The following is a 15,978-nucleotide window of genomic DNA, read 5'->3' as shown; positions in this document are numbered from 1 at the left end:
ATTTTATCAGTATATGTAAATATTCAGCCAATAGTTAGTATTGATTTACAATCGCAAGATAAATACAACTATTATCATAAATTTGATCATCATAATAAAAGTCCAAATTTCCCAATAGAGTAATATCTTTTATTATCGATGGTGCTGATAACTTCTAATTTCACAAAATTAATTTTATATTTCTCTTCAAACCTAACATACTGAGGAATAGGGTTATTTTCAATATTGCTGAACTCCTCTTCGTTTATTATTTTTTGCCATTTTACTCCATCGTTGCTTATATAAAAATTATATCTAAAAATAGTGCCAGACTTATTACCTCCAGCAACCGGAGTATAGGTAAAACCTGAAATATCAGTAGGCTTACTAAGATTAATAACTAGAGGTGACAAATCTATGCTCTTCCAATTTATAATAGACTGTCCTTCATATATCAATTTAGATACATTTACTGGATTCATTATCTGCCAGTCTTTTGAATCTATTTCATTAAATACTTTTGTATTTGTTTCTGTTATTAAAGGTGGAGCATAAAAGACTCCAAAATTAGAAATGTTTGCTATATTTCTTGCTTTCGTTACGGTTATTCTCATTTTAGAAGGGGTGAATTCAGAGAGACGTAATAGTCTTTTATATCCAACAGTAGTACCATTTGCGACTTTCACCCACTTGTTATTTATATATGCTTCGACAATAAACTGCTCGACACGCTGCCCCTTAGATATATCTTCTTGTATCAAAATGGTATTTATAGGAGAATTATCTTTTAATGAGTATTCAATAGAGTTCCCTTCTTCCAACGTTAATTGTTGGCTTCCCTTGTTTATTTTATTATTTTTAAAAGTTTCCTTTATATATTCAGAGAATTCTTTCAGACGGTCAAGGTCATGTTTATTTATCGATCCTGATTTATCAGGAGGAATATTTAATAACAGTAACGAATTGTAACCGACGGACTTAAAATAAACATCAATTAATTCTTCTAAAGATTTGACTTTATGATCTTCTTCTTTATGATAAAACCACCCAGGTCGTATAGAAACATCTACCTCAGAAGGATACCAGAATAGTTCGGTCGCGTGTTCCAGAAGTTCTCTACTCCCTAAATCTTTTGATTTATTATTTATTCCCAAATTCTCATTTTGGATAATTGCTCTTTGATAACATGTTGGAGTTAATACAGTCGCACCCCATTCTGTTTCGCGTCCAATACCACTTTCATTCCCGACCCACCGGACATCATCACCCATGATTGCGGTTACTGCTTTGGGCTGTAGTTTTCTTATTGTGGATAAGATTTGATCCCAATCGTATTCCTGTTTTTTCCCATTTGGCCCTTCACCATTAGCTCCATCAAACCATACCTCATAAATTTCACCATAGTTTGTCAACAGCTCGGTCAATTGTTCAATGAAAAACGAATTATACTCTAAAGTTCCATAACATTTAGCATTTCTATCCCAAGGAGAAAGGTATACTCCGAAGCGTATATTGTATTTGTCACAAGCATTTTTTAACTCCCTAACGACATCTCCTTTCCCGTTTTTCCATAAAGCACTTGCTACTGAATGGGATGTCGTCTTTGTCGGCCATAAGCAAAAGCCATCGTGATGCTTAGCTGTTAACAGAATCATCTTAAACCCGTTTTCTTTCAATACTTTCACACATTCATCGGCATCAAAATTTCTCGGATCAAATATTTTCGGATCTTCGGTACCAGTTCCCCACTCTCTACCTGTAAATGTATTGATACCAAAATGTAGAAAAGCGGCAAGTTCCATACTCTGCCAATCAAGCTGTTGAGGAGTTGGGACTAATCTTGAAGCCATATCTATCTTTTTCTCAATATTCAGATTTTGGGGGAATTTTATTTTTTTTTCGTAATACTCTATTTTTTTTGTTGAAGAGCACGACACTGATAAGTATATCAGTATAATACCAATAAAATTGATTCGAGATAAAAAATGAATTTTAATAAAGGGCTTATCCATAATAAATATAGGCTATTATATAATATTTCAGAGAATAGAGAGAATAGTTATAATTAATCTATTAATTCTGTTAATAAATTTTCATGAAGTTTTGGTTGGAAAATTATTACGTCTATTGACAATCTTTAATACTATTAAAAGAGGTTGTCTCAAAAAACAATTACTCAAAACTCTAGGTGGAGCTACTTTGAGACAACCTCTTTTATTAAATAACTAATTCGTATTTTTTAGTAAAGGAGTTTTCTAAATATAAATTTATTTACCAGCCAGAATTCTGTTCTAGGTTCGGATTTAAGGCAATTTCATTAGTAGGAACCATATATAAATAATACTTCTCCAACCAGCCTTTGCCTGCTTTTAAAGGATCATTATACATATATATATATCCTTCTGTTTTACCTGTCTCATCGGCAAAACCTGTTTCTACATTTACAAATTTACCATTGGTTCCTATATCTTCCTTTTGAGCCCATTGCCCATATTGTAACTTATTAACAAACCACTCTGCTTTTTTCCATCGTCTTATGTCATAAAATCCGAATCCTTCTCCCATCAACTCTATTATACGCTCTCTACGTATTTCCCACAAAACAGGAGATACAGACATATCCCGATTCGGGTCAAATGATTCATTAATCTCACTTAACGTCATACTTGTTACATTTACTCGCGCGCGTAACTTATTAATAGACTTATCAATAGCTTGTTGATCCAATTCTCCTTTTTCATATAAGGCCTCAGCATAGTTCAGCATAACTTCCTCTATCTTAAATATTGGGACATCTGTCGTCCCTTCATTTTCTTTAGAATTATCCCAGACGTTATAATGTTTATAGACATAATACCCGCTGCGCGCTACACAAAATCCCTGTCCAAGATTATTAGTAGAAAAGTGAGGAACTTGTTGTAATACAAGTGCAGCCCAATTCATTAACGGGAGGACTTTGTGTTTTCCACTTTCTCCATTTCCACCTCCATATCCAGTGTAGGTTGTATAACCTAATATATCCATGTATTCTCTATCTGCTGGTGTATCCGTAAAGCTCCATTTAGTGTCGTTCTCTTTTCTTATAACCTTATAAGGGGGGGCTACAGTCTCCAATAAACGTAAGTCTCTATTTCGAAAAGTAGAATACATTGTTTTGTCCTTCTTTCCCCATTCATAAAGATTACTATTGGATATTGTTTTCCCGTCTTGACATAAATACATGTCGACTATATGTTGCGGCATTTCCACATTATGTGTAGAGGTTCTCTCCACATGAGATAATACATAGTTAGACATAATTTTAGGTACGTATTCTTTATAAAGGATGACTCCAGATATACCTTTCAGATCAGATGTAAATAATTCTCCATAATCAGTATGGATAGACGGAAAGTCTGTTATCAATTTCTCAGAGGCTTCTATACAAGCGTCAAAGTATTTTTCATAATCACCTAATTCATGGTATTTTCTCCATGTTCCTTCAAATAATGAGAAACGGGAGATTAGAGCTCGAACCGCATGCACATTGATTGTATTTTCTCCGTCTCCTTTCGGTTTGATATTTTCTTCGGCATATTGGAGGTCAGCCAATACATAGTCTGCTACTTCTTTTCTAGGGGTACGACTTCCATAAGCAATCTCCTTATCACTATCCCCGATAACATGATCTACCCAAGGGACATCTCCAAATCGGGCAATAAGTTCCGAATAATAATATGCCCGGAAGAAATAACCAACTGATCTCCAATGTCGCTTATCGGCATCATTCATAGATGAATTCTCTATGTTATCAAGCATAATATTGACACTTCGTATATAACTGAAATCCCAACCATTGCCAGAAGAAGCATTAGAAATATTTTGAAAAGCATAGGAGTTGCCACTTCCATCACGTCGCATTAAGTATCCTGCAGAAATATCACTTCCATAAGAGATTGCACTAGAGTATCCAGCAACACCTGGTCTACGAGAAATATTCCCGTTAGTAAACACACCATATAAGCCCCAAGAATAAGTCTGGAATGTTTTATATGTATTAAATACAGTACTTTCGGTCAATGAGTCTTCAGGCAAACGAGTCATAAAACTATCATTGCATGAAGTGAGTTGAAAAGACATCACTACAACCGATATTATAATATAAATATATTTCATTATTTTTCGTTTTTTAAAGAGTTACATTAATTCCAAATGATGTTGTACGGTAGAAAGGATATCCCCAAGAAAGACGTTCAGGATCATATCCTTTAGGTAGAGACGAGAACGTATGTAGGTTCTCGCAGCTAATAAATAAGCGCACAGCTCTTAAATTTACAGGTGCTATCCACGATTTGGGCAACGTGTATGCGAGTGTAATGTTTTTTATACGCAGGTATGAACCATCAAGCAGATATTTAGTCTGTCTCCTTGTATTTGACCCGGCATTCTCTCGTTGGTTATATATGCGGAAATATTCAGGATTTGAGTTCAATGGAGTCCAGTCGTTATTCTGAGGGTCGGTTGGTTGCCAATAATCTAATTGGTCTTTGAATATCTGTCCAAATTGCCCTGAAGCAAATGCCCATCGACGAGCATCACTGAGCCACACATCTCTTTTACCTACTCCTTGAAAAAGAACATTCAGGTCAAAGCCTTTGTAGTTAGCCCCTATAGAAATACCATACTGCATTCTGATTGCACTATTCCCAATAATTTTCATGTCTCCCGGATTACCAAGAGTTCCATCTCCATTATCAATTCTATTGATACTATTTTCATCATCCTTAAGATTCTTAAATTTAATATCACCTGGGCGAGGGCTAACTCCATTTATGGAAGTAATACCGTCCTTTAGTTTCCATGTGTTTGTATCTTCAAAGTCATCGATAGTATAAAATCCATCTGTTTCGTAACCCCAGATTGTTCCTATTTCGTAACCATTAAAATAATTATTACCTCCATTAGAATTGAATAAAACGAAAGATTTGTTATCATATTTCGTTATTTTTGATTTATTATCAGATAAATTAAATCCAATATTATATGAGACCTCTCCTATCTGATCTCTCCAGCTCAAGCTAATCTCCCAACCTTTAGTTCTGAGATCTGCTGTATTCTGTAGTGGTGCAGCAGCCCCTACTACCGCAGGCAATTCTAACCCTGGTGCTAACATATCTTTGGTTGTACGTTGATACCAGCCCAAAGTACCGCGAAGCCTTCCATTAAGAGCTGCAACATCTAATCCTAAATCCAATGTTTCTACTGTCTCCCAAGTAAAGTTATCGCTTACCAATCCGGGAGCATATAACGTTACAGGTTTATCTCCATTCACAATCCAAGGTACATTTCCTTTAGCATATGCTCCCATTATAGGAGTATACTGGTAGGGGTTAATAGCCTGATTGCCTATTTGTCCCCAAGAACCGCGTATTTTGAGTTCATTTATCAGGTCTTGATAAGAATTAAAAAATGATTCTCTTGCAATATTCCATCCTCCGGAAAAAGAAGGAAAAAAGCCGAATCGGCTATTTTGGGGAAATTTGGAAGACCCATCATAACGGCCATTTGCTTCGAATAGGTAACGACCCTCATAATCGTAGTTTAATCGGTAAAAAGCTCCACGAACGGTATAACGGGATATACTTTCTGTTATAGTTTTTGATTCTCCCGTAGCAGTGTTAAACGAGGGCAATTCATCATTTATCAAATCATAAGCATATGTATATAGGTTTTCATAATCACTTGATTCCTGATTGAATCCACCCATAATTTTAGTGTTATGTTTTCCTAATGAAAGTGTATAGGTCGCGTAAGCATTTATGGCATTATAGTCTGTATTCTGTTTGGTCCTCTCAATTGAAGAGGATGTTGCTGTCAATGATTTTGCCAATTGAAGATTGGTGTACTCTTTCTGGGCTTTATTGATTCTATTTTCATATATTTTTTTATCAAATGTATATTCTAATACCATCTCAAGTCCTTTAAACGGTTTGATAACGGTCTGAGATAGGATTCTAGGATTATCTGTTCTCGATCTATTATCTGTTGCCAGTTCTAACATATTTTTTGGAGTGTTTGTCAAAAACTCAACCCCGTCCGACAAGCGCAGATATCCTTCAGGATAAAGGCTTGGTAGACGCATGTCATATAGAGTTTCTTTTTCTGATGTTACAGGCATATTTCTTTTACTGCGTGAATAGCGAAAATCAACAGACTGAGAGAGCCATGGAGTGATCTCAGTATGAATATAGGCACTTGTGGATAATCTCTCATAACGATCTTTATCTGAATAAAGAATACCATCCTCTTCATTATAGCCTAGAGATAAACGGTATGATACCTTTTCGGCTCCACCACTCATCGATAAGTTATGGTTCTGAAGGAATCCATAATCATCAAACATATTAGTATATACATTCTTTTCATTCAGATAGTAATTTATACCTGTATCTGGATCTACATATACACCATCTCCATAAGTCTTAAATTGGCTAGGGTCTTTTCTGTATGCTTCCAGGTATTTCATCCATGTATCTATATTCTGTCCTGTATAATATGAGCCTGAGCCAAATTCTGCATTCTTATACGCCTGAAGCCATTGCATTCCATCGGCTATGTCTGGTTGATTAATGGATTTCTGAAAACCAAAATTATTATTGTAGTTTACTGTAAATCGTTCTCCTTTTTTAGCTTTTTTGGTCGTGATTAGGATTACTCCAAAGGCAGCCCTTGCGCCATATATGGCAGAAGATGCAGCATCTTTGAGTACAGAAACACTTTCAATATCCTCGGGGTTAATCATATTTACATCACCTGGAACATTATCAATTAAGACCAACGGGTCTCCTCCATTAATAGAGGTTGTCCCTCTGATATTTATCGTTTTAAATTGCCCTGGTCCATCAGCATTAGATGTTATTAGTAAACCAGGCATAGCTCCTTGTAAAGCATTCATAGCATTGACCACCGGCCGTGAACCCAATACATCCGCCATTTTAACTTGAGAGACAGCGCCAGTTAGGTTCTCTTTCTTTTGAGTACCATATCCTACAACTACAACTTCATCCAGTAACTCTGTATTTTCAAATAAAGCAATATCTAATACATCTTGACCTGTATATTTTATTCTTTGAGATCTATATCCCAGAAAAGAAACCTCTATTTCATTACCAGATTCTAATTCTAATGAGAACCTTCCATCTATATCGGTCATTACTCCAATAATGGTTCCCGGCACAAAAACACTTGCTCCAACAATAGGCTCGTTAGTCTGTTTGTCGACTACTATACCTGATACTTTCTTTTTGGGGTTAACTCCGTTTACAGATGCTGTTTTGGTAGGAAATTTAGCTTTCAGAAGCATAATACTATTACCCTCCATGGCATAGGAAATATCTGTCCCACTAAAAACATCTCGCAAAACAGACTCTACTGTTTTATCGGATACGTTTACCGAAACCTTCCGGTTAAGGTCTACATCATTTTTCTTGTATACAAACAAATAATCTGTCTGCTTTTCTATTTCTGATAAGAGTTGTCCTATTTGTTTATTTTTTAAAGAAATAGAAATATGAGCAGACTGGGAATTCAGATTTGTTGCGAACATACTCATCGAGAACAAAAGAAGAAGGATTGTTGATCTCATAATATTAAAGGTTCGTTTAAAGTCTCTTCGAGGAGATACAATATTTTTCTTATACAATATTTTTTGCATAACTTTACATGGTTCTTTAGTTAATATTCTACTTAAAACACGTGGAGTATTAATTCAGGTCGATAGCATATTGGAGAGTATTCTATCGGCCTTTTTTCTTTTTATAATATCTTCATAGGCATATGGTTTTTCATAAAACTTTAGGTTAACAACTTGTTTAGTATATTTCTATACTATTATTTTTCTCATCTTTATGGTACTTAAAATTGTTGCTCAATTGTAGTGTTTTCAGAATATGTTCTATTCCATCTTTGGTTCTAAATTTTCCTGTGTATTTGTGTGCTTCTAGAGATTTATTGTTAACGTGGAGATTAATATCAAAAAATACTTCTAGTTGTTTAAACAAGTCCAAAAGTAGGATGTCATCAAAACAAACTAGTCCCTCTTTCCACAAATAGTAGTTATAATTAGCTATCGGAGAGACTGTATACTCTCCTTTCTCTATTTTTATTTTATTCCCAGGCTTTAAAGTAAGTATTTTTCTGTTATCTGTGTATAATAGCTCTACTGAGCCTTCTATAAGATCTGTTTCAAATATTGGGTTCTGCGGATAAGCTCGTACATTGAATTGTGTACCTAATACTTTCACTATATAATCGCCTGACTGAACAAAAAATGGCTGAGAGATATTTTTACGTACATCGAAGTATGCCTCTCCTCTAAGGACAACAGTTCTATTGGTCTTATCAAATATTGACGGATAAGTGATTGATGAGTTAGCATTTAGCCAAACATTGGTACCATCTGCCAATATAAGCTCGGCTCGCTGACCGGAGGGAACATTTAAAGTATGGTATAGAATCTCTGGTTCTGTACTTTCACCTATCTTATCAAGCAAGAAGAATGAAAGGCCAAATGCAAATATGAATATTCCCGCTATCCTCAAGGCATTTATATATAGACGAGTTTTTTTAGGATGAGTATTCTTTTCAAAAAATATGTTATTATCGTCTTGCCAAGTTAAAATATTATAGGTTTTACGATATTCAATAAATTCCTTTTCATTTTCTTCTGCTTCCCGAATCCAAAGGATAACCTCTTTTTTTTCCTCTAAAGAAGCCTCTCCTTTTATATACCGATACAGTACTTGGTATTCCATGTTTGTTATTCTGTTTTATATAAGACGATAAAAATAACAGATACCCTAGTCAATATTTCTTTTTTTACAAGAAATAAGTTAAGACAGGAATAAGAAGTAAATAATCTGATAATTCAAGGCGTAGTATTTTGAGAACTTTTGCTATATGATACTCAACACCTTTTATGGTTATATTGAGTTTTTCAGCTATTTCTCTGTTAGTCATTCCTTCAGAACGACTAAATTTGAAAACCAATGCTGATTGCTCGGGCAGGTTACTTACAACCTTCTTTACAATATTTTCAATTTCTGAAAGAAAAATATGCTCAGGGCTACAATCCTCCAATGTCGCAATTCTGAAATCAAGTTCCCATTGCTCTGACAATTCTATATTTTTAATTTTATTTAATCTGTTTTTTTCTGCTTTGAGATAATCCAGTGATTTATTTTTCAGAATTGTAAATAATAAGGATGGAATGTGATATATCGAATCTTCTTTTAATATATTCCATATCTTTAATAAAGATTCTGAAACAATATCCTCTGCAACAAAATCATCATGGACATATGATTTTGTAAACATAAACGCCTGCATATAATATTGCTGATATATAGCATTAAAGGAATTAACAATATCCTTTTCTTTCATTTATGAATTAACCAGATTTTTATTGTTACATCTTTATATAATTATAATCAGAAGATGATATCTATAACTTATGTACTACTTTAATTTTTGTTTTGGACAAGACATATCCATATTCAAGGTTGTTTTATCATAATATGCTTTTAGATACTTATCCTTGTTTTCAAACTGATAAGTAAGATGCAACCTCATTGCTGAGCGAAATCCATCCGGATTTCCATTCTCCAGAATACGGTACAGGCTACGATGAGTAATAATCTCATGCTGCCTCCAGTTTTTGGGTCTTTCTTTAGGATAAAGTGTGAATATTTTCCCTATCAAGCTTTGAAAACCTGAGAGACTACGGCTATTTGCCATTTGATATAATATAGCATGAAATTCAATATCAATATCAACTAAACGTTCAGAATCTTCACAAGCTTCTTCTTCTTCTACTAGGCAAAGGAGTCTTGACATACTTTGTTTATCTTTCCGTTCAAAAATAAAATCAGCTAAACCAAGCTCTAACATCAGCCGTAATTCATATAAATCTCTAACCGAATTTTCATCTAAAGCACCCGAATTGATTATTATTTCCATAATCCCGAATGGTTGTGGAGAAATTAGTATAGTACCTTTCTTTTTCTTCGTTTCTAAGAAACCTAAAGCTCTCAAGCGACTTAGAGCCTCTCGTACGACAACTCTGCTCACGCCAAGTGTATTCGCTAACTCATCTTCCTTCGGTAAAATCGAATTCGACTGATATCCATCTTTGGTCACATGATTCAATATTTGTTGTTGTGTAACCTCTACTAAAGTTAGGTCCTTTTTATCATATTCATCTTTCATCAGAACAACTAAGATTAAACTTTTAAGTATTATATAAACAAAATGTTTCTAGTTTCTAAGGAATAGATACATAACTATATTTCAGCACTAATATGTCATATATCAACTGCAAAGTTAATATTTTATTCCTTCAAGGTTCTATTTTTTTATATTTTCAATAATGTAGTACTTGAAATTATAATTTATATGTTTTAAATCATATTTATGAAAATAAAGACCTATTATGTATTACTTAATAAAATATTAGTTATATATTCGCAAAAAATATATAATACATAATTAAGAATTTAAATCTGAAAACATGGAAAAAATAGAAGGATTGATCAATGCCCCTTTTACTCCTTTCGACAAAAATGGTAAGATAAACCTCGATCCTATTGAATCATATTCAAAACTGTTGATAAATAATGGTGTCAGAGGTGTATTCATCAATGGTTCTTCGGGTGAAGGATATTTATTGACCGACGAAGAGCGGCGGATGCTTGCCGAAAAATGGATGGAAGTATCTCCATCTCACTTCAAAGTTATTGTACATGTAGGTAGTACCTGTATAAAATCGTGCAAAGAATTAGCTGCTCATGCACAAGAAATCGGAGCATGGGGAATTGGCTCTATGGCACCTCCTTTCCCTAAAGTAGGCAGAGTCGAGGAATTGGTAAAATACTGTGAAGAAATAGCTTCGGGAGCACCACGATTGCCTTTCTATTTCTATCATATCCCTGCATTCAATGGAGTATACCTTTCTATGGTTGATTTTCTGAATGCTGTAGATGGGAGAATCCCAAATTTCGCAGGAATAAAATATACCTACGAGAGCCTGTATGAATATAACCAATGTCGGCTTCTTAAAGGCGGAAAGTTCGACATGCTTCACGGACAAGACGAAACCATACTTCCGTGCCTAGCTATGGGCGGAGCACAGGGTGGGATCGGAGGTACTACCAATTATAACGGCAGGGTTCTGAATCAGATTATAGAATCGTGGAAAGCTGGAAAAATAGATGAAGCACGTGAGTTGCAAAATTTTGCACAGGAGGTAATTAATGTTATCTGCCATTACAGAGGAAATATTGTTGGTGGAAAACGTATCATGAAATTAATAGGACTTGATTTGGGAGAGAATCGTACACCTTTTCAAAATATGACCCAGGAAGAAGAACTACTGATGAGAAAAGAACTGGAGGAGATACATTTTTTCGAAAGATGTAATCAGTTTTAAGAAAACAGAATAACTATCATGAAAACAACTGAGTACTTAAAGAACTGGTCTAATATTTATAAAAAAGACCTGATTGAGGATATTATGCCGTTTTGGCTAAAATTCGGTGTGGATAAGAAACACGGAGGATGTTACACCTGTGTGGACAGGGATGGCTCATTGATGGATACGACCAAATCGGTATGGTTTCAGGGACGCTTTGCTTTTACCTGTGCTTATGCTTATAACAACATAGAGCAAAAACAAGAATGGCTGGAGACCTCTAAACAAACTATAGATTTTATTGAGAGATATTGTTTCGATTCTGATGGACGTATGTTCTTTGAAGTGACCGAGGAGGGTATACCTCTTAGAAAACGCCGGTATGTATTTTCAGAAACTTTTGCGGCTATAGCCATGTCCGAATATGCCATAGCATCGGGAGATAAATCCTATGCCGAAAAAGCATTAAATCTTTTTAGGCAGATTCTGAAATTTGTAAATATCCCCGGAGTTCTTCAACCTAAATACGAAGATTCTCTCCAGACGAAAGGGCATTCCCTTACGATGATACTGATAAATACAGCTTCACGTATCCGCGAAGCTATTCAGGATAAAATCCTTGACGAGCAAATCAACAAATCGTTGGAATCTATCCGAAATGATTTTATGCATCCGGAATTTAAAGCATTATTAGAAACCGTAGGCCCAAATGGTGAATTTATTGATTCGATCATGGGACGAACAATTAATCCCGGTCACTGTATCGAAACAGCCTGGTTTATTCTTGAAGAAGCAAAATACCGCAATTGGGATAAAAATCTTGTTGATACGGCAACTACTATTCTGGACTGGTCATGGCAGTGGGGCTGGGACAAAAAGCACGGAGGCCTTAGTAATTTTAAGGATTGTAAAGGTTTTCCGTCACAGGATTATGCACATGATATGAAATTCTGGTGGCCACAAACCGAAGCAATTATAGCTACTCTATATGCTTATCAGGCTACACAAGACAGTAAATACCTAGAGATGCATAAAATGATAAGCGATTATACATACTCTCATTTTCCCGACAAAGAACATGGAGAATGGTATGGTTATCTGCATCATGACGGAACCGTATCCCAACCAGCTAAAGGGAATCTATTTAAGGGCCCATTTCACATACCTCGGATGATGATTAAGTCTTATACCTTATGTGAAGAATTAATACGATTGAGAACTACATAAAACACTGTTCAAGCGTTGTTTAACCATTATTATTATTTTTATGAGGAACATTTTATTATTTATTTGTTTTTGTTTGTCAGTTCAGATAATTGCACAAACAAAGTCGATTACAGGAGTTGTGATCGACACCCAGAATGAAGCAATCACGGGTGTATCTGTGATAGAGGAAGGTACGACCAATGGGACTATTACTGATTTAGATGGCAACTTCTCTTTAAATCTATCTAATTCTAAGAACAATGTGGTATTTAGATTTATGGGATACAAAACCCAATCTATCGTTGTTGGCGATAAATCGCACTTCAGCATTGTGATGCAAGAGGAAGACAAAACACTTGACGAAGTCGTGGTAACCGGTTATTCCGGAACGCAACTCCGTAGTAAAGTTACCTCCTCTATATCTAAGGTAGGGAAAGAGACACTTGAAGTCGGTTTGTTTTCAAATCCGGCGCAAGCCTTATCCGGTGCTGTCTCCGGATTGAGGGTAATTCAATCGTCCGGAAATCCAGGAGCAGCCCCGTCTATTATCCTTAGAGGGGGAACAAACCTTGATGGTACAGGTTCTCCGCTGATAGTAGTAGATGGGCAAATCCGGTCATCAATGAGTGACATCAATCCTGAAGATATAGAATCAATGGATGTATTGAAAGATGCGGGGGCTACAGCCATTTATGGAGCGCGTGCCAGTAATGGAGTTGTACTGATAACTACAAAAATGGGTAAAAGTGGTAAAACTCAAATAAACTTTAAAGCAAAGGTAGGTCTGAATTACCTAAATTCGCCATTCAAATTCGTAGGAGCAAGGGATTATTTACACTACCAACGAACAGCGGTTCAGGCTGCGAACGAACTAGGTTATGGCCCTAATGATCTTGCCGGACAACGACCTTATGGTACAGGAAATAAATATGGCGTATCTCCCTGGAGTACTATGTATTTAGATTCAGATAACGAATGGTTGCTAGGTAAGGGATGGGAAACAATGCCCGATCCTTTAGACCCAAGCAAAACCTTAATATTTAAGAATACAGACCCTGCTGACACGAATTTTAATTCACCTGCAATTTCACAGGACTATAATATAAATATGTCGGGAGGTAATGACAAAGGATCATATTATGCCGGATTAGGATACAATCACTCGGAAGGTTTACCTATAAAATCCTTTTATAAGCGTTATAATTTTACATTTAATGGAGATTATAAAATTACGAGATGGTTAAAATCTGAATCTAAATTCAACTTTACCAAAGCTGAATGGCAGTCTATGCCAGGCTCTCAGACCTATGAAGCTCACTATTTCGGGCGTATCTTATCCGTTCCTCCAACAGTCCGTTATCACGACGAAGATGGGAATCCATTGTTAGGGCCTAGTGCAAGTGATGGAAATCAAAATTACCAAGCTGATAAATGGCAAATAGATAATGAGTCAGAGAAATTCTCCATGACGCAGGCTTTGCAGGTGGATTTTATGAAAGGTTTATATTTGAGAACTTCAATGAATTGGTACTACAGTGATTCGTATTATGAAAACTTCACGAAAGACTATGAACAATCTCCTGGCGTATTCAATAAAACACGTAGCACAAGTGCTGAGTTTCATCGGACATTCGATCAAACCTATAATGCCGTTTTGAATTTTAACAGGCGTTTTGCCGAAAATCATAATGTAAGTGCATTGGCAGGTACTGAATTTTATAATACTTATACCCGGTTTATCAAAGCCTCAGGATCGGGTGCCCCTACCGATGATTTTGGAGATTTAGGATTGACTGATGCCGGAGCAAACAAAAGGTCTATAGATACTGATCACCAAAGAAGAAAAATATTTTCTTATTTCGGAAGTCTTTCATATGATTTTAAGGATAGATATCTGGTAAATGCAATATTCAGAAGCGATGGATATTCAACTATACATAAAGATAACCGTTGGGGATTCTTTCCTGGGATATCGACGGGATGGATATTCAGCCGGGAAGATTTTATGGAATCATTGAATGATAGGATTAAGTTGTCGTATGGAAAGTTACGTGTAAGTTATGGAGTTAATGGTAATGCTTCAGGAATAAGCACTTACCAGGTACAAGGTTCTTACAATACAGTGAAGTATGATGGTGAAACAGGATTCCTTGTAGGTAATCTTCCGCTGCCAAACCTGAAATGGGAAAAGACAAAAACATTCGAAGTAGGCTTGGAAACACATTTTCTTGATCATAGATTAAGAGGCTCGTTTACTTATTACAATCGTTTGACTACAGATAAACACTCTTATGTAAGTTTCCCTACATCTACAGGGGTTTCCCAAAGCTTGACCAACAATGGCGATCTCCAAAACAGAGGGATCGAAGTTGAAATAGGTGCTGATATTATAAAAACAAAAGACTGGACATGGAATGCATCTATGAATTTTGCCTACAACAAAAATACAATTAAGAAATTACCTTTTAACGATTTGGAAAGAAACAGGCAGGATGCGGTACAAATATATACCGGGAAAACTTTGCCGGATGGTAGTTATGAGAAAGTCTGGGTAGGCGGTTATCAGGAAGGATACGAGACATCACAGCTAGTTTTATATAAATCGGATGGTATATACAGATCTTGGGATGAGATACCCGGGGATCTTGTTGTTGAGACAAATGGCTCTAATGCTCAAAAATTATATGGACCTGATGCATGGGCGGCACTGTCAGATGCCGATAAAGCCAAGAAAAGTAATATGCCGATACAACCTGGTGACATGAAATGGCACGACGTAAACGGAGATGGAAAAATAGATCAGTATGATAAAGTCCTTGTAGGCAACCGGATACCACATTGGACTGGAGGTTTTAATACACAATTATCATGGAAAGGACTGACTTTACACGCCCGTTTCGACTTTGCTCTCGATTACTGGATTGCCCAATCGACCGGATCAGGACAGTCATTGCCTTGGTTTTTAGGAGATATGCAAGGAACATACAATATGACTACTGATGTATTTGATACATGGACTGAGAATAATCCAAATGCAAAATATCCTCGTTATTTGTGGGCGGATCAGCTTGGTAAAGCAAACTATAATATGCCATCTACCATGTTTGCTCAAAAAGGAAATTACCTCGCCTTCCGAGAAGTATCATTAAGTTACCAACTGCCAAAATCCATTGTAAATAAACTGGAAATGCAGGCATTAAGTGTTAGCATAACCGGGCAGAATCTGGGATATTGGACATCGAAGAAAAACACAGTTTCTTCTCCGGAAGTTACAGATGCTGTTTCTGGATATGCATTGCCCAGAACACTTATTTTTGGTTTGAATGTGACATTTTAATTAGAAAAGT

Annotated in this window: 9 protein-coding genes; 3 read left to right on the top strand and 6 right to left on the bottom strand. The window is 35.8% G+C overall.

The features are described 5' to 3' along the window. Positions 1-89: 89 nt before the first annotated feature. From LDB17_RS03975 to LDB17_RS03950, 6 genes are all read right to left on the bottom strand, one after another. Positions 90-1,991: an alpha-L-fucosidase gene (locus LDB17_RS03975; RefSeq protein WP_252636688.1), complete on the bottom strand. Its 1,902-nt coding sequence runs from the start codon at positions 1,989-1,991 to the stop codon at positions 90-92. 259 nt (positions 1,992-2,250) lie between these two features. Further along, entirely contained in the window at positions 2,251-4,134 is a 1,884-nt protein-coding gene (locus LDB17_RS03970) for a RagB/SusD family nutrient uptake outer membrane protein (RefSeq protein WP_252636687.1), read from the bottom strand. Positions 4,135-4,147: 13 nt separating this feature from the next. Continuing rightward, a complete protein-coding gene (locus LDB17_RS03965; RefSeq protein ID WP_252636686.1) occupies positions 4,148-7,603 on the bottom strand; it encodes a TonB-dependent receptor in 3,456 nt (1,151 codons plus the stop codon). Between the two features lie 226 nt (positions 7,604-7,829). After that, positions 7,830-8,771 carry a FecR family protein gene (locus LDB17_RS03960; protein WP_252636685.1) on the bottom strand — a complete coding sequence of 314 codons (942 nt, stop codon included), beginning with the start codon at positions 8,769-8,771 and terminating at the stop codon, positions 7,830-7,832. Positions 8,772-8,835: 64 nt separating this feature from the next. After that, complete coding sequence (locus LDB17_RS03955; protein ID WP_252636684.1) at positions 8,836-9,399, bottom strand: RNA polymerase sigma-70 factor; 564 nt, start codon at positions 9,397-9,399, stop codon at positions 8,836-8,838. Between the two features lie 75 nt (positions 9,400-9,474). Further along, complete coding sequence (locus tag LDB17_RS03950; protein WP_252636683.1) at positions 9,475-10,224, bottom strand: FadR/GntR family transcriptional regulator; 750 nt, start codon at positions 10,222-10,224, stop codon at positions 9,475-9,477. Between the two features lie 301 nt (positions 10,225-10,525). On the opposite strand from LDB17_RS03950, the gene LDB17_RS03945 reads away from it, so the two are divergent. Genes LDB17_RS03945 through LDB17_RS03935 form a run of 3 tightly spaced genes read left to right on the top strand, consistent with a single transcriptional unit; the run spans position 10,526 to position 15,968 of the window. After that, on the top strand, positions 10,526-11,443 hold the full coding sequence (locus tag LDB17_RS03945) for a dihydrodipicolinate synthase family protein (protein ID WP_252636682.1): 918 nt from the start codon (positions 10,526-10,528) through the stop codon (positions 11,441-11,443). An 18-nt stretch (positions 11,444-11,461) separates the two neighbouring features. After that, positions 11,462-12,652: an AGE family epimerase/isomerase gene (locus LDB17_RS03940; RefSeq protein ID WP_252636681.1), complete on the top strand. Its 1,191-nt coding sequence runs from the start codon at positions 11,462-11,464 to the stop codon at positions 12,650-12,652. A gap of 40 nt (positions 12,653-12,692) precedes the next feature. Then, the gene (locus tag LDB17_RS03935) at positions 12,693-15,968 is read left to right on the top strand and encodes a TonB-dependent receptor (protein ID WP_252636680.1); all 3,276 of its coding nucleotides are present in this window, start codon (positions 12,693-12,695) and stop codon (positions 15,966-15,968) included. Positions 15,969-15,978 lie beyond the last annotated feature (10 nt).

This window comes from Dysgonomonas sp. Shenzhen-Wh21 (assembly GCF_043392705.1).
Classification (GTDB): Bacteria; Bacteroidota; Bacteroidia; order Bacteroidales; family Dysgonomonadaceae; genus Dysgonomonas.
The sequence above is the reverse complement of the archived record's forward strand: the minus strand, read 5'-3'. Positions and strand labels throughout refer to the sequence as shown.

Bases quoted from the DNA above. Each gene is read 5' to 3' on its own strand.
- LDB17_RS03975 (WP_252636688.1), bottom strand. From the start codon at position 1,991: ATGGATAAGCCCTTTATTAAAATTCATTTTTTATCTCGAATCAATTTT.
- LDB17_RS03970 (WP_252636687.1), bottom strand. From the start codon at position 4,134: ATGAAATATATTTATATTATAATATCGGTTGTAGTGATGTCTTTTCAA.
- LDB17_RS03965 (WP_252636686.1), bottom strand. From the start codon at position 7,603: ATGAGATCAACAATCCTTCTTCTTTTGTTCTCGATGAGTATGTTCGCA.
- LDB17_RS03960 (WP_252636685.1), bottom strand. From the start codon at position 8,771: ATGGAATACCAAGTACTGTATCGGTATATAAAAGGAGAGGCTTCTTTA.
- LDB17_RS03955 (WP_252636684.1), bottom strand. From the start codon at position 9,399: ATGAAAGAAAAGGATATTGTTAATTCCTTTAATGCTATATATCAGCAA.
- LDB17_RS03950 (WP_252636683.1), bottom strand. From the start codon at position 10,224: ATGAAAGATGAATATGATAAAAAGGACCTAACTTTAGTAGAGGTTACA.
- LDB17_RS03945 (WP_252636682.1), top strand. From the start codon at position 10,526: ATGGAAAAAATAGAAGGATTGATCAATGCCCCTTTTACTCCTTTCGAC.
- LDB17_RS03940 (WP_252636681.1), top strand. From the start codon at position 11,462: ATGAAAACAACTGAGTACTTAAAGAACTGGTCTAATATTTATAAAAAA.
- LDB17_RS03935 (WP_252636680.1), top strand. From the start codon at position 12,693: ATGAGGAACATTTTATTATTTATTTGTTTTTGTTTGTCAGTTCAGATA.